Origin of the sequence: Methanimicrococcus stummii (genome assembly GCF_032594435.1) — an archaeon.
In the GTDB taxonomy this organism is placed as follows: Archaea; Halobacteriota; Methanosarcinia; order Methanosarcinales; family Methanosarcinaceae; genus Methanimicrococcus; species Methanimicrococcus stummii.
Map to the genome: position 1 here is coordinate 1,304,427 of NZ_CP131062.1, position 18,382 is coordinate 1,322,808.

At 41.7% G+C, this 18,382-nt stretch carries 24 protein-coding genes; 12 read left to right on the top strand and 12 right to left on the bottom strand.

Going from position 1 to position 18,382, the window contains the following annotated elements:
• Positions 1-4: 4 nt before the first annotated feature.
• The 11 genes from MmiEs2_RS06330 to MmiEs2_RS06380 all read right to left on the bottom strand — a co-directional run bounded on the left by MmiEs2_RS06330 (position 5) and on the right by MmiEs2_RS06380 (position 8,483).
• Positions 5-556, bottom strand: coding sequence for a V-type ATP synthase subunit E (locus MmiEs2_RS06330; protein ID WP_316559032.1), 552 nt, complete (start codon positions 554-556; stop codon positions 5-7).
• 59 nt (positions 557-615) lie between these two features.
• Positions 616-828 (bottom strand): V-type ATP synthase subunit K, encoded by a 213-nt coding sequence (locus MmiEs2_RS06335; protein WP_316559033.1) that lies wholly within the window; start codon positions 826-828, stop codon positions 616-618.
• A gap of 4 nt (positions 829-832) precedes the next feature.
• Positions 833-2,806 carry a V-type ATP synthase subunit I gene (locus MmiEs2_RS06340; RefSeq protein ID WP_316559034.1) on the bottom strand — a complete coding sequence of 658 codons (1,974 nt, stop codon included), beginning with the start codon at positions 2,804-2,806 and terminating at the stop codon, positions 833-835.
• Positions 2,803-3,129: an ATP synthase archaeal subunit H gene (gene ahaH, locus MmiEs2_RS06345; protein ID WP_316559035.1), complete on the bottom strand. Its 327-nt coding sequence runs from the start codon at positions 3,127-3,129 to the stop codon at positions 2,803-2,805. The genes MmiEs2_RS06340 and ahaH overlap by 4 nt, the downstream gene beginning before the upstream one ends.
• Before the next feature lie 401 nt (positions 3,130-3,530).
• On the bottom strand, positions 3,531-3,887 hold the full coding sequence (locus MmiEs2_RS06350; protein ID WP_316559036.1) for a hypothetical protein: 357 nt from the start codon (positions 3,885-3,887) through the stop codon (positions 3,531-3,533).
• A 46-nt stretch (positions 3,888-3,933) separates the two neighbouring features.
• Positions 3,934-4,323 (bottom strand): hypothetical protein, encoded by a 390-nt coding sequence (locus MmiEs2_RS06355; RefSeq protein WP_316559037.1) that lies wholly within the window; start codon positions 4,321-4,323, stop codon positions 3,934-3,936.
• Between the two features lie 142 nt (positions 4,324-4,465).
• Positions 4,466-4,822, bottom strand: a complete 357-nt coding sequence (locus MmiEs2_RS06360) for a hypothetical protein (RefSeq protein WP_316559038.1) — start codon at positions 4,820-4,822, stop codon at positions 4,466-4,468.
• Positions 4,823-4,943: 121 nt separating this feature from the next.
• Positions 4,944-5,327, bottom strand: coding sequence for a hypothetical protein (locus MmiEs2_RS06365; protein ID WP_316559039.1), 384 nt, complete (start codon positions 5,325-5,327; stop codon positions 4,944-4,946).
• A 52-nt stretch (positions 5,328-5,379) separates the two neighbouring features.
• A complete protein-coding gene (locus MmiEs2_RS06370; RefSeq protein ID WP_316559040.1) occupies positions 5,380-6,147 on the bottom strand; it encodes a hypothetical protein in 768 nt (255 codons plus the stop codon).
• Positions 6,148-6,181: 34 nt separating this feature from the next.
• A complete protein-coding gene (locus tag MmiEs2_RS06375; RefSeq protein WP_316559041.1) occupies positions 6,182-7,378 on the bottom strand; it encodes a radical SAM protein in 1,197 nt (398 codons plus the stop codon).
• A gap of 223 nt (positions 7,379-7,601) precedes the next feature.
• The gene (locus MmiEs2_RS06380) at positions 7,602-8,483 is read right to left on the bottom strand and encodes a polyprenyl synthetase family protein (RefSeq protein ID WP_316559042.1); all 882 of its coding nucleotides are present in this window, start codon (positions 8,481-8,483) and stop codon (positions 7,602-7,604) included.
• Positions 8,484-8,653: 170 nt separating this feature from the next.
• Here MmiEs2_RS06380 and MmiEs2_RS06385 point away from each other — a divergent pair, with 170 nt between their 5' ends.
• Together MmiEs2_RS06385 and MmiEs2_RS06390 are read left to right on the top strand one after the other, a co-directional pair.
• Positions 8,654-8,776 (top strand): hypothetical protein, encoded by a 123-nt coding sequence (locus tag MmiEs2_RS06385; RefSeq protein WP_316559043.1) that lies wholly within the window; start codon positions 8,654-8,656, stop codon positions 8,774-8,776.
• Between the two features lie 18 nt (positions 8,777-8,794).
• Positions 8,795-9,496, top strand: coding sequence for a hypothetical protein (locus MmiEs2_RS06390; RefSeq protein ID WP_316559044.1), 702 nt, complete (start codon positions 8,795-8,797; stop codon positions 9,494-9,496).
• A gap of 59 nt (positions 9,497-9,555) precedes the next feature.
• Here MmiEs2_RS06390 and MmiEs2_RS06395 read toward each other — a convergent pair whose 3' ends face one another.
• Positions 9,556-10,137 carry a superoxide dismutase gene (locus MmiEs2_RS06395; protein WP_316559045.1) on the bottom strand — a complete coding sequence of 194 codons (582 nt, stop codon included), beginning with the start codon at positions 10,135-10,137 and terminating at the stop codon, positions 9,556-9,558.
• A 203-nt stretch (positions 10,138-10,340) separates the two neighbouring features.
• Between MmiEs2_RS06395 and MmiEs2_RS06400 the strand changes: the two genes are divergently transcribed.
• The 10 genes from MmiEs2_RS06400 to MmiEs2_RS06445 all read left to right on the top strand — a co-directional run bounded on the left by MmiEs2_RS06400 (position 10,341) and on the right by MmiEs2_RS06445 (position 18,354).
• Positions 10,341-11,597, top strand: coding sequence for a DNA double-strand break repair nuclease NurA (locus tag MmiEs2_RS06400; protein WP_316559046.1), 1,257 nt, complete (start codon positions 10,341-10,343; stop codon positions 11,595-11,597).
• Positions 11,587-13,437 (top strand): ATP-binding protein, encoded by a 1,851-nt coding sequence (locus tag MmiEs2_RS06405; RefSeq protein WP_316559047.1) that lies wholly within the window; start codon positions 11,587-11,589, stop codon positions 13,435-13,437. The genes MmiEs2_RS06400 and MmiEs2_RS06405 overlap by 11 nt, the downstream gene beginning before the upstream one ends.
• Before the next feature lie 36 nt (positions 13,438-13,473).
• Positions 13,474-13,644 (top strand): hypothetical protein, encoded by a 171-nt coding sequence (locus MmiEs2_RS06410; protein ID WP_316559048.1) that lies wholly within the window; start codon positions 13,474-13,476, stop codon positions 13,642-13,644.
• A gap of 74 nt (positions 13,645-13,718) precedes the next feature.
• On the top strand, positions 13,719-13,832 hold the full coding sequence (locus tag MmiEs2_RS06415) for a DUF6019 family protein (protein ID WP_316559049.1): 114 nt from the start codon (positions 13,719-13,721) through the stop codon (positions 13,830-13,832).
• Positions 13,822-14,157 carry a hypothetical protein gene (locus MmiEs2_RS06420; protein ID WP_316559050.1) on the top strand — a complete coding sequence of 112 codons (336 nt, stop codon included), beginning with the start codon at positions 13,822-13,824 and terminating at the stop codon, positions 14,155-14,157. The genes MmiEs2_RS06415 and MmiEs2_RS06420 overlap by 11 nt, the downstream gene beginning before the upstream one ends.
• 375 nt (positions 14,158-14,532) lie before the next feature.
• On the top strand, positions 14,533-16,083 hold the full coding sequence (locus MmiEs2_RS06425; RefSeq protein ID WP_316559051.1) for a replication protein A: 1,551 nt from the start codon (positions 14,533-14,535) through the stop codon (positions 16,081-16,083).
• A 1-nt stretch (position 16,084) separates the two neighbouring features.
• Positions 16,085-16,675, top strand: a complete 591-nt coding sequence (locus tag MmiEs2_RS06430; protein ID WP_316559052.1) for a DNA-binding protein — start codon at positions 16,085-16,087, stop codon at positions 16,673-16,675.
• A gap of 116 nt (positions 16,676-16,791) precedes the next feature.
• Positions 16,792-17,019: a hypothetical protein gene (locus MmiEs2_RS06435; protein ID WP_316559053.1), complete on the top strand. Its 228-nt coding sequence runs from the start codon at positions 16,792-16,794 to the stop codon at positions 17,017-17,019.
• A 32-nt stretch (positions 17,020-17,051) separates the two neighbouring features.
• Entirely contained in the window at positions 17,052-17,945 is an 894-nt protein-coding gene (locus MmiEs2_RS06440) for a rhomboid family intramembrane serine protease (protein ID WP_316559054.1), read from the top strand.
• Positions 17,946-17,952: 7 nt separating this feature from the next.
• Complete coding sequence (locus tag MmiEs2_RS06445) at positions 17,953-18,354, top strand: hypothetical protein (RefSeq protein WP_316559055.1); 402 nt, start codon at positions 17,953-17,955, stop codon at positions 18,352-18,354.
• Positions 18,355-18,382 lie beyond the last annotated feature (28 nt).

Below are 18,382 nucleotides of genomic sequence, written 5' to 3' on the forward strand. Positions count from 1 at the left end.
GCAATCACCCGTTCAGTATATCGGAAATAGACTTTAATGATTTGTCATAAGTATTCTTAACAATCAAATCATATGTGAAATCCAAGCGAATCGTTCCGTCTTCGCTTTCGATGACAATACCGCCGATACAATCAATGTTTCCGCCGTATTCCAAAGAAGAAAGTTTCTTAACGATTTTTTCAGATTCTTTGTTTGAATAAATTCTATGACCGTCTTTTTCGTTCGCTTCAATCAAGACTTTGAGATATTCTTCATTTTTGTCTGCAGGCAATTCTTTAATCTGTTCAAGGGCTTGATCATAAACTTGATCCAACAAGGTTTTACGCTTGTTTAAAGCAATGCGTCTTACCTCTAAATTGGCACTTGATAATACTTGTTGGCGTTGTTGTTCAAGTTTTTCTTCAACCTCGGCAAGACGGGATCCCAGAGCTTCCTTGGAAGCCTGGCGAGCTTCTCCGATAATCAACTCAGAAGCGGATTCTGCTTCTTCGTTAATACGTCGGACATCTGCTTTGGCGCCCTCAGTAATATCATTTAATACGATTTCCAATCCCATGCTAACACCTTAAAAATTAAGGGCGAGAACATAAAGTCCCCGCTCTTAACTTTTTGAATTTAGATAAGAATTGCAACGACAAGACCGAAGATAACGATTGTTTCAGGGAGAACGGTCAAAACGAGTGCCTTACCGAAAAGGGATTCGTTTTCGACCATTGCGCCGACCGCTGCTGTACCGATGATTTTTTCAGCCCATGCGGATGCGAAACCTGTACCGACGATTGCGATTGCTTTTGATAATGCTGCGAGACCTTCTGTTGTAAATTCCATGATTTTATTCCTCCAAAATATATTTCTTTAAATGACCAAACGGTTTGTAAATTTTGCCCCCGCTGGCATAGAATTTGCCAAAGAATTCGACATACTGTAATCTGAGTGCGTGTAAACCGGGAGCAATGATACTCAGAACAGAGTTTAATGCGTGTCCAAGAATGAAAATCAAAATAGAGATAAACATCATGACACTAAAACCATCCGCCGGGGTCCAAATAAGACCGCCGAAGGCGATGTCGTTGACAGTTGATGCGATGTAGATAGAAGAAAGACCAACCGCGATAATACGCGTATAGGACAAAATGTTTCCGAGAAGACCCGGAATTTCAATCGGTCCTTTGATACCTTCGCCCTTAGCGAGCATAACGACACCGATAACTGCAATAATGGCACCGACGGCAATGCCGACCGTACCGAGTCCAAGGTACCATGCAACGATTGCTGCGATGACACCAATTTCAAGAACGATCCAGCTGAGCTTTTCGAGAACCGCGTGCTTAACACCGTGCTGGCCTTTGATGTCGAAGAATCCGACAATAAAGCCGACGTTAAGATGCAAGAAACCGAACGCCGCTGTTGCGATCAAAAATGTCATAATCATGTGTGTTCTGTGAATCGGGAACGTAAACGGTTCATCCGGGAACAAGCCGAAATCAAAGACGATTGTTTCAAGACCGGGGATTAGACCGGGAATATACTCGCCGTGAGACATCAACCCCGCAAGCGGGAAGCCCATAAACTCACCATAAATGATACCGAAGAACAAAGCTGAGATTTGACAATAAATAAGTACGTACATTAATTTTTTAACACCGTCCGACTTCATGAACTTCATCACGAGAAGAGATAAGGCCATCAAAACGAGCGCATAACCGATATCGCCGAGAATCATACCATAGACTAACGGGAAGGAAATGGCCAAAATAGATGACGGGTCAATTTCATTGTACCTCGGTCTTGAATATAAATCAACGACCGTTTCCATCGGACTTGCAAACTTTGAATTTTCATACTCCACCGGGATCTTTGCAATCTCTTTTTCGTCATGCATGTCAACCTCAAGTGTTGTAATGTAAACGCCGTCACCGGTTTTTTCAGAAACCGCCGCGGTGAATTCATCAAAGTTGTTCGTCGGGACCCACCCCTCAATGACAAACGTGTGTTCGGACGTGGCAATTCTTAAAGGCAGTTCGGCCTTCTCACTCAAAATACTGAGGAATTCATCGCTTGCAAGGATGAAGTTTCCGTATTTTTCGTTAAGAGCCGCACGCTCTGCAATTAAAGATTCAATCTGTGCTTGTATTTCTGATTTTTCAGCTTCAAGCGCGGCGTAAATGTCGGCAGGATAGCCGGATTTATCGGGCGCTTTCATTTCCCTAAAGCCCATGTCGGCAAGGACGGATTGAATGTCCTTTTCGAACTCCTTCGAAACAAACAAAACGAAGAATTTAGAGCTCGGGTCAGTGAAAAGCTGGTAGGCATCCGTAATTTCAAGAATGCGTGATTCGTTAAGAGAGGAAACCGTACCGGAAAAAACAGCTAAATTATTGTAACCGTTGTAATACTCCAAATCAATGTCATACGCAAGGAAAGGCGCAAGCTCTTTCTCAGCGGATTCGATATCTTTGACGCGAGCATCAAGGTTCGCTAATTCTTCTGAATTGCGGTCAATTTCTCTGTCCATTGCTTCCAATTTCGCATCAAGTTCTTTTGAGATATCGGACGCCGCTAAAGGCGCGGTATCTGCGGTCGGCTTGATGTTTAAAACGTTTGCAATCGAACGGACTTTAACGAGCTTTCTTGAGACTTCTTCACCGTATTCAATCGGCATGCCGATTTCAAAATCAGAGTTGTCACCTTCGACAAAATCCTCTACGTGAAGCAAATCCGCCTCATATAAAGCGTCAACAGTCGCCTCAAGATGTCTCTTGTGACCGGCGACCAAAACCTTTGTCATTCGTTTCGGGTAACTCATACGCGTATCTCCCTTTCAAATTCCTCGAGTAAAAAATTAACGGCTTTTGGAATATTTGATTGGGATTTCATAGCTACAGATTCGGCTTCGCGAACACCTTCTTCAACAATCTCATTGCGTTTGGCATCAATTTCAGCTTCGCCGGAACGAAGGGCGTTCTGAGCGGTTTTCACCGCGTCTTCTTCACCGTCTTCGATGATTTGGCGTGCTTCTGTGCGTGCCTGCGCAATTTTTTGATTCTTGGATTCGGTGGCCTCGCTTACCGCTTTTTTTGCATCTTCTTCTGCCTTTTTAATTTCAGATAAGATTTCATTATTAGCCATGCGAATACCGTCTCTATATTATTTTAACGAATAATCACTGCAATTGCAATAATTACGCGTCAGATAAAGGGTAAAGTAGTCAATTCATTACCCCATATATAAGCAAATTGGTTAAAACAATTGGTTTATAATGATTTTTAAACCGGTTTTGAACTGCTGCCGGACTCAACCATGAACAATCGTGATAAAATCCTGCGGCAGGAACTATGCCTCTGACATATGTTTTAAGCAAAAAGCTCCAAAATGCAAAACGAATAAAGAAAGACTATATTAAAAAGGTTTTGCCAATTTTGAAGAAACAGCAACGGCCAGATGAAATGTAAACGATTGACACGGTCATTTAAAATCGTGAGGAATTCGAAAAGAAAAAGAGATTTCACTTTGAAAAACAGATTCGAGCGTTAACCCCACACACCGTTTTTATACCAAGTCAAAAAAATACCGTAAACGCCTGCGATTAAGAAAATTAAAAACAAAATATCATCGTTAAAAGAGACCCCCAAATAATAAGAAAAATAAACACCGAGAGAACAAAATGAGATCATTAATCCGACAAAACTCAAAATTCTAGAATAATCAGGGCTTCGGGTTTTTTTAGGATCAAGAACAACATAAAGAAGAAGCAAAATGCCCCAAATACCTACCAAAGGTATACTGAAAGGCACGTAAATATCCAAATGCCAACTGCAAAAAAGCTGAACAAGAATAAGCAGAAGCGGAATTAAAAAAAGTAATCTGATTTTTGAATCTTTTTTCATTGTAAAAATCTTTCATTTTCATTATACTTTATCTTTTCTTTTTTGTTTATTCTTCTTTCTCAAGTTTAGATTTTTTAGAGCTCCAATTTTTAAAACGTTTCCAATAAGCTGCATTATTTTGCATATCAAAAAAAAGACCGAAAATGATAACGATAATACAATAAATGAGAAAGTATCGTAAACTCAAATTTTGTCCGAAGAAGTAAATTCCATAAGCTCCGACCGCTGCTAAAATCGATCCGAAATTCCACCAAAGAGAAGTTTTAGAAGGTATCATCGCCCATGCAATAAGCATAGGCGCAAGCGTGATTGGCAAGACGACAAATTCCACAGAGTGACCCAAATAAAAAGAATGATAACAAACAACAAGAACACCGATAGCCATTAAAATGAACAATGTCGGAAGATCGGGTTTCTGTTTTTTTGGAGATGTCATAACAAATATCTTTCAAATGTATATTAAATAAAGGTATCGGTTCGGCCGAAAAATAAAATTTTCAAATCATGAGATTAGCAAATAAAATCACCAAAAAAATAAATGAAATCATCAAAAAATCAAATGAAATGATTAAAATAAATCATTCCGTCTGACCAAATTCTTTTTCAGCCTTCGATTTCAAATAAGCCATGCCGATTAAATAAACGCCTGACATTAAAATGACCAGCATTTGAATCCAATTCGGCCAATCCGCACCGAACAAATACATGGCGTACAAAATGATAGAAAACGCAATCGCACCGGTCATCCATTTTGTCGAATATTTCAAGCCGGAATACGCGAACGCGATAAGAACGGGAACGATAATGATAATGCCGAGCGAAAAATAACTGAAGCCTTCGGCAACAATTTCGAAATAATAATTAACGGCGAAGCCAACCGCAACCAATATTAGAAAGATTGCCGCAGAAATTTTGGATTCTTTTTTAATCTCCATAAAACATCACACCTCACAACAACATGGCGCTGATGATAAAAATGTCTTTTGCCGGCGAAGGTCGCGGCGGCGCGCGCGAAGGACAGGCTGATTAAAATGTTCAATCCGAAGCTATGGCAAATTAAAAATTCTTAAATTCCGGTGTTTTTTTAATGCCTGCTTTCTTTTCCGCTTTGTGTCTGACATACAAATAAACGAAAGACAAAACAACTACCAACAGAACTGAAACCAATCCGACATACCTGTCAATAAGGATTCCGAAATTCAAAAATGTCGTTGCGACGGCGTAAATGTAAAAGAAAGCGGAAAGCGCAAGAAATAATTTATTCCAATAATTCGGCAAAACCGTTTTTTCAATACCGATTGCAAAACATGTGCCTGCAATCATCAATTCGGAAAATGAAACATTGTATCCGAGATGTTCAAAATAAACGAAAAACAATAAAGCTGCCAAGATTTGACCGATGCCGAGATACCGGAGAAGTTTTTCCTGCGAGATTTCCATAGCGTTAAATCAGCAGGGAGTTTATAAAAATGTTTTGACTGAAATATCAGAATCAAACTTCTTTAAATTCAACAACTTGAATCAGATATCCGGAAGGAACTAAAATTGTTCCCGATCCTTTTGAAAATCCGAAATAATTGTAAGCGTCAAACGTGATTTGATCGTACAATTCCCATTTTGTAATGTCAATCCATTGATTTTCCGAAATATCATAAGAAAAAGAATCTGTTTTCATAGAATATGATTCAGAAACATTAAAATCGACGCTTTTAGAAACCGTCCGGTTCAGGAGAAAAGCATCTGATATGATTTGCAGATGAACGGTTTCATCAATATATGTGCCGACGGTTCCAGGTCCGTTTGCCCGAACAGCGCCGGATGTTAACAATTTGAAGCGCCAATTTTCGCTTGAACTTAAATTTTGAAGATAACGGTTTTCCGACAAAACGATATTCGGCGCATTATGATTTTCAATAAAAACGGTTTCAACCCAAACGATTTCATAAGATATTTCCGGCGCTTCAATGAAAACCCGATCGGTATACCCGTCGGAATTTATTTGGATCTGACCGTATTCTTCGGGAACGTCAACCAATCCTTTTTCAATCATTTGACGAATGATTTCGGGATCTTCTGTTCGGTAAACGGTCACATTATTGATGTCGATCCCGGATTCAGACCAAAGCGGCTCTCCGAAATCCGCCGGATGAAGCTGCTGAAATTGATAGATTTCGGGGTCGCGAACATAATCCGCACCACATATCGGAAAATTTATCGAAAAAAGCACCAAGATGATTATAAACAAGATTAATTTATTCATCGAAACACCTAAAAAAAAGAATGTTGAGAAAGAATTAATTCTTTCTCGGTCCCGAATAATACGGCAATTGCGCGTCTTTCGGAATTGTATGAATATATTGTTTGCGGAATTCGGGGTCTCTCATGAGGCAAACCATCGACTGTTTTTTGTAAGCCGGGAATTTGCCCATGTCGGACCAGATTTTGGAAAGCGGCGCATCGCGAATGTTTCCGAATGAAAGCGGCGTGTACGGGCACGGCAGAACGTCGCCTGTGGACGCGACGTGCATCCAGCGGTTGCCGGCAAAGCAGCCGAACATGTCCGGGCCGAGAAGGTAGGGCAGCGCAGTCACGCGCGGGCCTTCGAGGGCGGCGTTTTTGCTTTTGTGGAAGGCTTCTAAGCGTTTTGCGTCAACGCGCGTCATCACTTCGTCTTCGTGCTCTTTCCAGTTGCCGACGGCGATGATTCCGGTCATGGACATTTCATCCATTCCGAGATCGGTTGCCATTTGATACAAATCATCAATGTTGTCGATGTTGTACGGTGAAATCGTAAGATACATGTCCGTCAGGATGCCTGCGTTTTTCGCGGATTTCACAGCGGCGACGGCATCGTCAAACGCGCCCTTTCGGCCGCGGAATTTATCGTGAATTTCGGGATCGGCGCTGTCAAAACTGACTTTCACAGAAGTTAAGCCGGCGTCTTTGAGCGCTGCGGCGCGCTCGTCGTTGAGGCGGAAGCCGGATGTGAACATGGAAACCGTTGTCTTTGTTTTGTCAATGTTTGCGATGATTTCCGGCAGATCTTTTCGAACCATCGGCTCGCCGCCGTCGATTGTAATGAGATAAGTGCCCATGTCAAGCGCTTGATTAATGACGTTGTTGATTTCTTCAACCGTCATTTCATTGTTTGGCGCCATCATGTCCGCGGCGCCGCAGTGAATGCATTTGTTCGGGCAGCGTGGTGTCACACCGACGGAAAGCTGGTCCGGTGTTCTTTTGTTGAGCAATGAAAATCCGATTTGAGAATTAATCATTCGGCTGAAAGCCGGGCTCGGAATTTCCGGAATCCAGGTTGAGAAAAGAATCTTGTCATCCGTTACAGCAATCGGTTTTTCTTCCTGAAAAACCGCGTTGATTTTATTAATCATCGGCTTTGCCGCAATTGAAAGCGGACCGGTCGCTTCAAGAACAACTTTTCCGTTAACGACATCGGCGTTGATTTTAACGACTTTGTAATCATAAATTTGCATAATAAACCTCTCGTTGAATGTGAACGTAAATTGTCAAACTTCACATATAAAAACTGTTGCAAAAAGAAACAGTAAAATGAAATAAATAAAAAAAGAGGAATGGAACTGAGGAAATTGCACTACTGCGCCTATCGACAGCGCCGCCGCACGCGAGCCGCACAGCTTTTCAAAAACAATAAAACGCGCCTGGCGTTAAAAAAAGAAAATAAAAAAGAAGGGAAAATCAGCTTTGAGACGGCGCAAATCTGACGCTGTCCATTAAATCGTTCACGTAATCAACAAGCGCGAACAATTTTTCTTTGGACGGCGAGTCGGCAACGCCTGACAATTCTTCTTTGGCGCGAAGCAGGTAAGCTTCGGCAACGCCGACCGTTTCTTTGGCCGCGTCATCCGCGTCCATCGAACGAAGGTAAATGGAAAAAAGACTGTCGGACAAGACACCTGATTCTTTGTCTTCGTAAACGCCGAAATCTTCGAGCAAATCGTCAATGATTTGGTAAGCCATGCCGAATTCGTAACCGAAACGGCCGAATTTTTCAATCGTTTCCTCATCACCCGGAATCGCGATGCGCGATCCGATTTTTGCGCTGATTTCAAAAAGCGCGGCGGTCTTTCGGTAAATGCAGTCGGTATATTCATCCATTGTCATTTCGCCGCGTTTGATTCCGGCATCCAGAACTTCGCCTTCGGAAAGAAGCGCGCCGGAATGACCAAAGTCCCAAACGATTTGCTTTTCGTAAACGGAAATCCATTCAATCGCTTTCGCAATCAAAAAGTCGCCGCACAAAATCGCCGCGGCCGGACCGTAAAGCGTGTGAAGCGTCTGCTGATTGCGGCGCATCATGCCTTCGTCCAAAATGTCATCGTGAACCAACGATGCCGTGTGAATGCCTTCAATCGCGAGGCAGGCGTTGATTGCTTCCTTGTAATCGCCGCCGCAGGCACCGCATGAAAGTGTAATAACCAACGGGCGCAGCTTCTTGCCGCTTGCATTAAACACATGGCTCGTTATTTTTGTTAAAGACGGCAGCGAAGAGATATTCGAAACCGCTTCGCTGATCGCGTTTATAAAAGTTTGATATTCATCCCATTCTTCAATTTTCATATAAGGGTCGACCTCATGTAACCAAATTTGTCAGTGAAATAATACAGATTTAAGATGTATATAATCCGCTGAGATATTATATATTGCTTTTGAATCAGAACGATAAACAAAAAAAGATTATATAGATTCGGCAATTACATTTAAAAAAATAAAAAAGGAACGAATTTGAAATGGCAGAATCAAAAACTCGCAAAAAACTCAATTGGAATAAGCTGACGGCATACATTATTCGCGGCATCGGCAATTTTGATTCTCGGATTTTTTATCGCGTGGGCGTTTTGGATTGCGCCTGAAAAGAAAGAAGAAGAGGAATGAAAATCATGAAACTTGACACCTGCAAAATTGTTTCCATTCTCATAACGGCTGCAATTATTGTTTCGGCGGTCTTTTTGTATTCTTCGATTTATCCGATTCGGCATAATTTCAGTAATTTGGAAAATGAATTAACCGACTACGCGAACGGAGAAATTCAGATTCAAGTCATTGAAACAAAACGATTTGACAAATATACGGCTGTTTTGTTTACGGATAAAAATGACGAATCCGTTGTCGGAATGGCGGCGCTTTCCAAGGGAATGAATCAAAAATGGCGCGTCTCAGACATAACATTTGAAAAAACCGCGCCGATCGGAAATTTTCCGGTGACGGTCGAAAACAAAAGAATATACATCTTAATCGGCGGCATCAATTGCACGGAACCTGCTGCATCTTACGAATATGTCGCGTATTCAACTGTTGACCCGGAAACATATTTTGAAAAAGAGATTGAAGAGCCGAATTTCATTGATGTTTACAATTACGAAGATTATTATTTCGGCGGACATTGGTTTGGCCATATCAAAATATTTGACGCCGATAAAAATGACATAACGGAAGAACTTTCAGGACATGAATATATCACATGGAAAAACCTGAATGCCGGCGGCGTTCCGCTTGCAGATTATCTTTTTTTCTTGATGATTGCAGCATTCGGATTGTTTGCGGCATATGTTCTTTGGAAATATAATGACTAAAACAAAAATAAACAAAAAATAAATCTAAAACAAAAAAAGAATTGCCGATATTTCGGCAATTAAACTTCAAATCTTTTTTCGGCTTCGTCCCAGTCAATAATATTCCAAACGAGCTTCAAATAATCAGCGCGTCTGTTTTGGTAATCTAAATAATAGGCGTGTTCCCAGACATCAATGACTAAAACGGTTTTCATGCCTTTTGTAATCGGATTTTCGGCGTTTTGTCCTTTTTCTATTGAGAGTTTGCCGTCTTTGTCTTTGATTAAAAAGACCCAGCCGGAGCCGAACAGACTGATGCCTGCGGCTTCAAATTCTTTGGTGAAATTTTCAAACGAGCCGAAGGTTTCATCAATCGCTTTTTCCAGTTTGCCGATGGGTTTTCCGCTGCCTTGCGGCTCAAACTGCATGAAATATAAATTGTGATTGAGAACTTGGCCGGCGTTGTTGAAAAGCGCGCCGTCCGCTTTTTTGACAATGTCTTCTAAAGACATATTTTCAAATTCGGTGCCTTTGATTAAATCATTCGTTTTGTCGACATAAGTTTTTAAGTGCTTGCCGTAGTGAAATTCAATCGTCCGTTTTGTGATAACGGGTTCCAACGCGTCTGTTTCATAAGGCAATTCAATATAATTTACAGCCATATTTAATCCTCCGGATAATCCGTTAAAATAGAAAGGGGTTATTTTTATAAATAGATTTACATAATTTTTAAAGAAATTATTTTAAAAACAATTATTAAAAAAGTTTAAAACCCGGCCATTCCGGAAACCACTTTCACCGCGCTTGAAGAACTTTTATATTTAAACAGCGTTTGTCCTTTCATATGACTCTTGAGCCTGTTCACATGAAAGAAATCTCTGACATTGTTTCAGAAATTGAGTATTCAAACACGGAAAAAGAGTCGCAGGATATTTTTGAAATTTTCAAACTTTTATCGGAACTTCGAAGAGACGATAAAATTATCTTAAAGTCAATCGGCAAACTTTTCAGATCCGCGGTCGACACCCGGAAAATGAGTTTGACGGAAGACGAATTCAAAATGACTTATTCTTCGGACAGCGGCAGCACGAACCCGATTCTTTTCGAGCGCGGACTTTTTTTAGACATCTGCCACTCGGCAATGGCGTCCACGCCGACGGATTTAAATCTGCACCGCAAACGAACGATTGTCTGCGCGGGATTTTCGTCGGGAAATAAGACGAAACTTCCCGAAAGCACCGGCTGGAAAACGTTTGACGAAGGGTTCGGGCGAAGCAAAGTGATTCAAATCGATCCGTCGATGTTAAAAATCAGAGCCGGCCGAATGGTTCATGATTATTCGATTTACGCGTCCGAATCCGAACATATTTTATGGACGCAGCCGGACATGGACAAATCCGGTTTTATGATTATGGACGGCCCGATTTATCCGAAACAATTGATGTATTGGATGGGGACGAATTCCGATAAAGTGCTCATTCGGCATGATCGGAATGCGAAAAAGATTCTTCAGAATTATATTGACATCATGGATTTTCATTTGGAAAATAAAATGCCGGTCGTCGGTTTTGTAAAAAATCCGGCGGAGACTCAGGTTATTAATTTGCTTCGGGAAAAAGCAAAGGACGAAAAAATATTTACGGAACTGCCGTGGGCGACCGACACGCAGCTGTTCAAATCGTTCCTGAAGCCTGAAAAGGAGAACGGTGAAAGCCGATTCAAAATAACGTATTCGAATTGGTTCATTCAGCCGAATCAGGTTTATGACAATGAAATGAAAACCAATTCGCCGCTTGTTGACGAATCGTTGAACGGTAAATTTGAAAAAGACGATTATCTGCCGGTTTTCTTTATGGTTCGCGTTCCTGTGGACGGAAATAAAATTGTGTTTAAGATTGAAAGTTTATACGGCCTCGTCAAAGACGACGACATGAGGCGAAAGATAACGAAAAAAATATTGTTTGAATTGGCTGTCGGAAAGATTCCGGAAACGCTTTTAAAAGCGGATTCGATTGCGAAAATCAGCGTCGATGAGAAAAGGGAAATTAAAGAATTATTCACGAAAGATATGGCGGAAAAATCATATAACGAAATTCGATGGGGAGATTTAGATGAGTTTTGAGCAGTTTGAAAAAAAGTCTGATGAATTTGATTTTAATCAGTTTGAAAAAGATTTGGAAAATATGGAATCCGGAAATGAAAGGAATGAAAATGGAAGCGTTTCGGAAAATTCAACCAAAACGGAAGCTGAACAAGCCGGGCAATCCGATGAAATAAAAGAAGCGTACGGAATTGTCACAACCGGCGTTGAGCCGATTGAAATTGCCGGAACCGGGTCAAAAATTATCGGATACATCGCCGCGGCTCAAAGAGAAAAAGTGCGCCTCGGAACGTATGTAATTGTGCCTTACGAGAATGAAAATTTGTTCGCCAAATTCACGAAACTTCAATACCGCCAGGAATTTACCGTTGATGACGCGACGGAAATTCATGCCGGCCGAATGCTTTCGGATAAAACAAGCGCGAGGCGCATTCATGAAGAAGATTATAAATTGCTTGCTCAAATTGATCCGATTTGCATTTTATACGAAAAGAAAAACGGCGGACTCGAAAGACGGATGGCGGACAGAATCCCGAAACCGACAACGCCGATTCTCCCTGTTTTTGATAAAGAAATGGTTCAAACCGGCTTGAATATCCCCAAAGAAGGAATTTTCTTGGGTCATCTCAGTGTCGGCGGCGAACTTGTCAAAACCCGATCATCTCCGCCGACGGTGGCTTATTACATGAGAAACGATTACTCCTCGGGCGACCCGCTCATTTTCCGCCACATGCTCGTTTGCGGCAGCACCGGAACGGGAAAGACGTTTTTGACCAAAAATATTTTGCGCCAATTTGAGACGGAAAACAGCCGTTACAGACAGCGCAGCGATCACAGCATTCAAAATATGCCGTGTCTTGTGGTCATGGATCCGCAGGATGAATATTCTCAATTGTATGAAGACAATACGCTGACTGATGCCGACAGATTTAATTTCGATTCCGAAAAAGTCGCTTACGGCGGCATCCGCAATACAAAAACGTTTACCGCGAAAGTCGACGGCGAGCGCTACGCCGGAAAATCAAGGGCGGAGCAGGTTGAATTTACGATTCCGTTTTCGTTTGTTCAGTACAATCCGTGGATTTTGGAATCGGCAGAACTCACGGAAAACCAACGCAACGGTCTTGAAATTCTCATCGCCGATTATTTCAAAAATGCGAAAGCCAAAAACCAAACGCCGACATATGTCGGTTTTAAGGAATTCGTTGAAGATCCGTTCAATAAAGAACATTATACCGAAGAAACCGACAAGATTCACGAGTCCTCCTACGGCGGAATTGTCAGAAAAGCGCTCAACAAAACTTACGAGCGCATTTTCGATAAAGACGCGAAACCGATTTCGGAATTGTTCAAAACCGTTTTCAAACCGGGACAAGTCTCCGTTTTCCCGACGGAATACATCAACAATTCCCGCATCCGCGATTTGATTGTTCTCACGATGATGACGGTAATCGTTGACAACAAACTCAGCACATCCGGCGACGAAGACGTGAAAAACACGCCGATTATTTTGGTGCTCGACGAAGCCCACCGCTACCTTTCAAGTTCCGCGGGAACACTGTCTGGCAAAATCATTTCGAAATTCGCCGAAGCCGCGAAACAAGGTCGAAAAGAAGGACTCGGCTTGTTCCTGATTACGCAAGATCCGCAGGACATTGAAACCGAAATTTTGAAACAGGTCAATACAAAAATCGTTTTGAATCTCAATAACGACGCGGCGATTAACGCCGTTAAAGTGCCGCTTGAATATGAAAAAAGAGTGCCTTATTTAAAGAAAGGTCAAATGATTATTCACAGTCCGGACAACGGCGACATTGTTGAAATTACGGGGCTTTCGAATTGTGTTGTGAAGCACGAATGATTAATATAACATGTTAAATTAAATGAAACTGATAAAATGATTCCGATTACAGAACATATAGGATTCGATCCGGAACAATATCTGTCATTCATGATTCCGTTTTTGTTATCATTGATTCCGCTTTATTTTATAATCGGGAAAGCTGTTCAAAAAGCGATGAAAACCGCAGCAATCGAATTAAAAATTGAAAAAGAAAAAGATGTGTAAAAATGTTTGCCGTTGCTGAAATTTTGTTAATATTTCTGGTACTGCTTTTGTATTTGATTCCGGTTGCAATTTTTATGATTGTGCTTTACTATATTGTAAAGAATGCCGTCAAAAAAGGAATTTTGGAAGCGGAAAATGAAAAAATAAAAACACCGCCGTCAAAAGAAGATGAGAACGATGACGACTGATATTGCTATACTAATATTAATCGTTGCCGTCATTGTTTTTCTTTTTATTTTATTTATTTATGAAATAATAAAAGAAGCGAAAAAAGACGGACTTGAAGCCGCACGAAATCCGCTCGGACAGAGATGGAAAAAATTCCTCCAAAATCCGAAGCGCATTTTCATTCTTTTATTTGCGATACTGATGGCGATATTAATTTTAATAACGCATTTGCCGCTGATTCATCTTTTGATTATTCCGATTTGCATTTATGCAATCGTCCGAGAATATTATAAACAAAAAGAAAAAATGCGAATCAAAAAAGCGGAATACGACCCGGAAAACTGATTGTTTTATTTCATTCTGTCCCTGCCGAGTCTCATTCTGCAACTGTCTTTTCTGCCCGTCCTGCCAAGGCTGCTAATCCGTAACTGTTTTACAAGGCGAAGCCATAAAAAACCGCGAGCGAAGCAAGTCGGTTTTTCTGCCGACACCGCCCCCAATCGACGGCGAAGCCATCAAAATTGTTCGCGAAGCGAACAATTTTCTGCAAACACCACCCTCAACGCGCCCCTGAAATTTTGCGAGCGCAGCGAGCAAAATTTGATTAATACTTTCACTCGGCTTCGCTCCTCCCTTTATATTTTCGAGTTTTAAAGTGTCCTGCCTCCCAAAAACTGTCAAATAAATCGAAAATAACCGGAGGTCTAAAAGGTGACAGACATGAACGAAACAGGACTCATGGATTCGCAGGAATCAATTCAATTCAAAAACAATAACGACAACAATATTTCAAATGATATTTCTGAACGCGCGGCCGCAATTCACAAACTTCTTGAAGAAAACGGAGCGGAGGTTTCCGCCGAAGAAATCGAAACGAAATTAAAAGAAATGATGAATATTTTTAAAGTTCCGGCCGCGGAAGCTCAGCGAAGCGTTACAAACGCGTTCTTGAAAAAGTATGACATTTCAAAAACCAAAGTTTTCGCAGGAAAAGGAACGGCGGCAACCAAAAAGATTGCCGAGATTTCGGAAATGATTAACATGCCCGACACTTGGGTAAATTTGAAGGGAAAAGTCATTCAAATCTGGGAAAAAAGCCATGAAAGCATCGCGCAAGTCGGTTTGGTCGGAGACGAAACAGGAATTGTTAAATTTACGATTTGGAGCAACACGGAAATTGAGCCGCTCGAACTCAACAAAACATATGATTTCAAAAACGTGGTCGTTAAATCATGGAACGACAAAGCCGGAATTACATTGAACAAAGCGTCTTTAATCTCGGTTTCGGAAACAGAAATTGAAACCGTCAAATCAAATGAAAACGCAGCCGGCGATGCAAAAGACAGAACAAACGAAATCAGAACGGTTGCCGAACTTCGGGAAGGCGGAATTTGGACGGATTTGAAAGCGAATGTCGTTCAAATTTTTGAAAAAACGCATGAAAGCATCTCGTTTGCCGGCGTTCTCGGTGACGAAACCGGAACGATGCGTTTTACCGTTTGGAAAACGGCGGAAATTGAAAATATCGAAGCCGGAAAGTCATATTTATTCAAAAATGTCATCACAAAAGAATGGAACGGCAATTTTTCCGTTGAAGTGAACCGCGCCGGAAAAGTCGAAGAAATTGATGAAGAAATCATTGCGAAGCCGTCTTCGTTTGAAGTGCGCGGCTGCGCCGTTGACATTCAGGCAGGATCGGGATTGATTCGAAGATGTCCGGAATGCAATAAAGTCATGTCAAAAGGCATATGCGCCGAACACGGCAAAGTCAAAGGAAAATATGATTTGCGTATCAAAGCCGTATTCGATGACGGTATCGAAGCGTATGAAACAATTATCAATTGCGAATTAACGCAAAAACTCTTGAATTTGGATTTGGAAAGCGCCGTTTCAATGACGACGGAAACTTTGGATCCCGAATGTATTAACGATATTATAAAACAAGAATTCATCGGCAAATATTACAGCGTCAGAGGCGCGAAAACCGACCGCTACATCATCGCCGAAAATGTTGAACGCGCGGAACCCGCGGATGTTGAGAAGATTTTTTGGCTGAAAGAACTCGTTCGGGAAACAAATCAAAAAGAAGAAATTGATGAAAATGATGAAAAATTTGAAAATGATTGCGAGAGTGTTGATGAAAAAATCGATGAGTTGAAAAATTCGGATTTTGAAGAGTTTGAAAAAATGCTGAACTCATTTGATGATACCGAGAATGGAACCGAGTTTGAAACAAATGAATTTGAAATTGAAGAAATCAAGGTGATCTAAAATGCCGGGATATTTCAGAGAAATTGCCGTTCGAATGTTTGCGAAAGAATTGAAAGATTCAGATTTGGTTTATCGCGAAGAAGAGGAACAATACGCGCCGCAGTATGTGCTGACGCCGACCGGCGCGAAAGCAAACCGCATCCTGATTTCAGGCGTTTTGACGGAAGTTGAAAATATCGGAACAGGCGCGGAATATTACCGTGCCAGAATTTCGGATCCGACCGGAACGTTTACGGTTTACGCCGGGCAATACCAAGCTGAAGCTGCCCGCTTTTTGTCGGAAGCCCAAACACCGTCGTTTGTGACGATTGTCGGAAAAGTAACGTCGTTTAAAACGGATGACGGCAACACGATTCTTTCGATTCGCCCGGAATACATTCAAAATTCGGATGAAAAGGACCGCAACATTTGGACGCTTGAAACGGCTGAAAAAACGTATGAGCGGATTGTTGCAGTCGAAGCGGCCGGAGCCGCTGAACCCGAGACGGAAACAAATGAAAACATCAAAAACGCGATCGAACATTATATGCCGGAATTTTCGGAATATCGGAAAATGATTGTTCAGGCGCTTGACGCGATTTCAGCGAATTGAATTAAACTAAAATTAAATAAAACCGCCGAACTGCCGATAAATCGGAGTTTCGGCTGTCTTTTTATTTTTTAATTTTGAAGAATAAGATAATAAATAAAGAGGGCAAATAAAGAAGCATGAAAACTTATCTCCAAATCTGGTACAACAGTGACGGAAACTGTTCTCCGCCGTCGGAAGTGAACAGCCGTCTGATGTCGCTTGGATTTAATCTCGTTCGCGGCCCTTACGATTATGTTTACGACTGGGAATCAACCGCAACGCTTGACGACGTTTTAAGACTCGGCGACAAAACGCATTTGACTTTAGCAGGAACAGGCGTTTTATTTAAAATCGAAACGGATTAAACAAATCCGATTTCAAATAACGGAGTTTTATCATGACAAGATGCCAAGCATGCGGAAAAGAGGAAACGGCGCAGTCAATTTGCAGCGTTTGCGGAAAAACATATTGTTCCGATCACATTTCAAGACAAAATCACAATTGTTTTGTCGACCCGCGCGGTGTGAATATGGGCGGAACGCGCGTTTATACAAAAACTTACGGCAGCGGTGCCGCCAAAGAAACAAATCCGCCGAAAGCGGACTATTACGATAACGATCAGTTCGAACATCGTTTCGGCTACACGGCAACCCGATCACCGCCGCTTTGGAAAAAAATCATAAGCAGTCCGACTTACATAATTATTCTCATTTGCGCATTCATGCAGATGATTGCGCTTGGCGCGGTCATTTTTGACAATCCGATTCTCATATACATTTATAATTCAATGGTTTTGTATTCCGATTGGAGCTACATTATCGCAAGGCCTTGGACACTCATTACACACATGTTCCTCCACAGCGCAACGGATATTTTCCACATTCTGTTTAACATGATTGTGCTGTATTCTTTCGGCCGATATTTGGAAAAGTTAATCGGAAACAAATCTTTCGTGATGATGTATTTGATATCCGGCATTGTTGCCGCGCTCGGATTTGTCTTAATTGAAGGAAATACGGGCGTCGGATTGGTCGGCGCAAGCGGCGCGGTTTTCGGTGTTTTGGGCGCGGTTGCCGTCATAAATCCGAATCTTCAGGTTCTTGTGTTTGTTATTCCGATGAAAATCAAATACATGGTCGTGCTTTACGCGCTGATCAGCGTTTTGTTCATCGGCGACGGCAGCATGATTGCGCACGCGGCGCATCTCAGCGGACTCTTGGTCGGCCTCGCATTCGGCTATTATTACCGCAACCGTTTAAGAAATCAAATGAAACAAAATTATCATTCGTGATGCTGAAATGACAGAGTCGCCGTATATCGGAAGAGGTTATTTAAAACCGCCTGAGGACGTTCGTGTTCCGATTGTGGTTTTGGATTTCAAAAGAACGTATGCCTGCTGGCTTCCGGGCCTTCGGTATACGCTTTATTTTGAAGACGAACCGAAGACGGAAGAACTAAAACGCATTCGTGAGGTTGTTTTGCTGGAAGTTTTCAGCGTTGACGCGAAATATTTAATTGAGCTGGTTGATGAGGATTTTAAAGAATTCGAAACGGCTTATTCGTTGTTTTCAACGTACGGCGGCGAACTTTTCTTTTATCGGCGAAAAGAAGGGCGGCGGATGAAAAAATATTTTGATTTCCGGCCGAAAAAAAATACGGGCGCACCGGTTCGAAAACATTCGGCGGCAGACTTAATTTGAAGATTTTCTTCTTCAATCGGATTTTTTA

Coding starts and splice junctions, on each gene's coding strand:
- MmiEs2_RS06330 (WP_316559032.1), bottom strand. CDS start 556: ATGGGATTGGAAATCGTATTAAATGATATTACTGAGGGCGCCAAAGCA.
- MmiEs2_RS06335 (WP_316559033.1), bottom strand. CDS start 828: ATGGAATTTACAACAGAAGGTCTCGCAGCATTATCAAAAGCAATCGCA.
- MmiEs2_RS06340 (WP_316559034.1), bottom strand. CDS start 2,806: ATGAGTTACCCGAAACGAATGACAAAGGTTTTGGTCGCCGGTCACAAG.
- ahaH (WP_316559035.1), bottom strand. CDS start 3,129: ATGGCTAATAATGAAATCTTATCTGAAATTAAAAAGGCAGAAGAAGAT.
- MmiEs2_RS06350 (WP_316559036.1), bottom strand. CDS start 3,887: ATGAAAAAAGATTCAAAAATCAGATTACTTTTTTTAATTCCGCTTCTG.
- MmiEs2_RS06355 (WP_316559037.1), bottom strand. CDS start 4,323: ATGACATCTCCAAAAAAACAGAAACCCGATCTTCCGACATTGTTCATT.
- MmiEs2_RS06360 (WP_316559038.1), bottom strand. CDS start 4,822: ATGGAGATTAAAAAAGAATCCAAAATTTCTGCGGCAATCTTTCTAATA.
- MmiEs2_RS06365 (WP_316559039.1), bottom strand. CDS start 5,327: ATGGAAATCTCGCAGGAAAAACTTCTCCGGTATCTCGGCATCGGTCAA.
- MmiEs2_RS06370 (WP_316559040.1), bottom strand. CDS start 6,147: ATGAATAAATTAATCTTGTTTATAATCATCTTGGTGCTTTTTTCGATA.
- MmiEs2_RS06375 (WP_316559041.1), bottom strand. CDS start 7,378: ATGCAAATTTATGATTACAAAGTCGTTAAAATCAACGCCGATGTCGTT.
- MmiEs2_RS06380 (WP_316559042.1), bottom strand. CDS start 8,483: ATGAAAATTGAAGAATGGGATGAATATCAAACTTTTATAAACGCGATC.
- MmiEs2_RS06385 (WP_316559043.1), top strand. CDS start 8,654: ATGGCAGAATCAAAAACTCGCAAAAAACTCAATTGGAATAAGCTGACG.
- MmiEs2_RS06390 (WP_316559044.1), top strand. CDS start 8,795: ATGAAAATCATGAAACTTGACACCTGCAAAATTGTTTCCATTCTCATA.
- MmiEs2_RS06395 (WP_316559045.1), bottom strand. CDS start 10,137: ATGGCTGTAAATTATATTGAATTGCCTTATGAAACAGACGCGTTGGAA.
- MmiEs2_RS06400 (WP_316559046.1), top strand. CDS start 10,341: ATGAAAGAAATCTCTGACATTGTTTCAGAAATTGAGTATTCAAACACG.
- MmiEs2_RS06405 (WP_316559047.1), top strand. CDS start 11,587: ATGAGTTTTGAGCAGTTTGAAAAAAAGTCTGATGAATTTGATTTTAAT.
- MmiEs2_RS06410 (WP_316559048.1), top strand. CDS start 13,474: ATGATTCCGATTACAGAACATATAGGATTCGATCCGGAACAATATCTG.
- MmiEs2_RS06415 (WP_316559049.1), top strand. CDS start 13,719: ATGATTGTGCTTTACTATATTGTAAAGAATGCCGTCAAAAAAGGAATT.
- MmiEs2_RS06420 (WP_316559050.1), top strand. CDS start 13,822: ATGACGACTGATATTGCTATACTAATATTAATCGTTGCCGTCATTGTT.
- MmiEs2_RS06425 (WP_316559051.1), top strand. CDS start 14,533: ATGAACGAAACAGGACTCATGGATTCGCAGGAATCAATTCAATTCAAA.
- MmiEs2_RS06430 (WP_316559052.1), top strand. CDS start 16,085: ATGCCGGGATATTTCAGAGAAATTGCCGTTCGAATGTTTGCGAAAGAA.
- MmiEs2_RS06435 (WP_316559053.1), top strand. CDS start 16,792: ATGAAAACTTATCTCCAAATCTGGTACAACAGTGACGGAAACTGTTCT.
- MmiEs2_RS06440 (WP_316559054.1), top strand. CDS start 17,052: ATGACAAGATGCCAAGCATGCGGAAAAGAGGAAACGGCGCAGTCAATT.
- MmiEs2_RS06445 (WP_316559055.1), top strand. CDS start 17,953: ATGACAGAGTCGCCGTATATCGGAAGAGGTTATTTAAAACCGCCTGAG.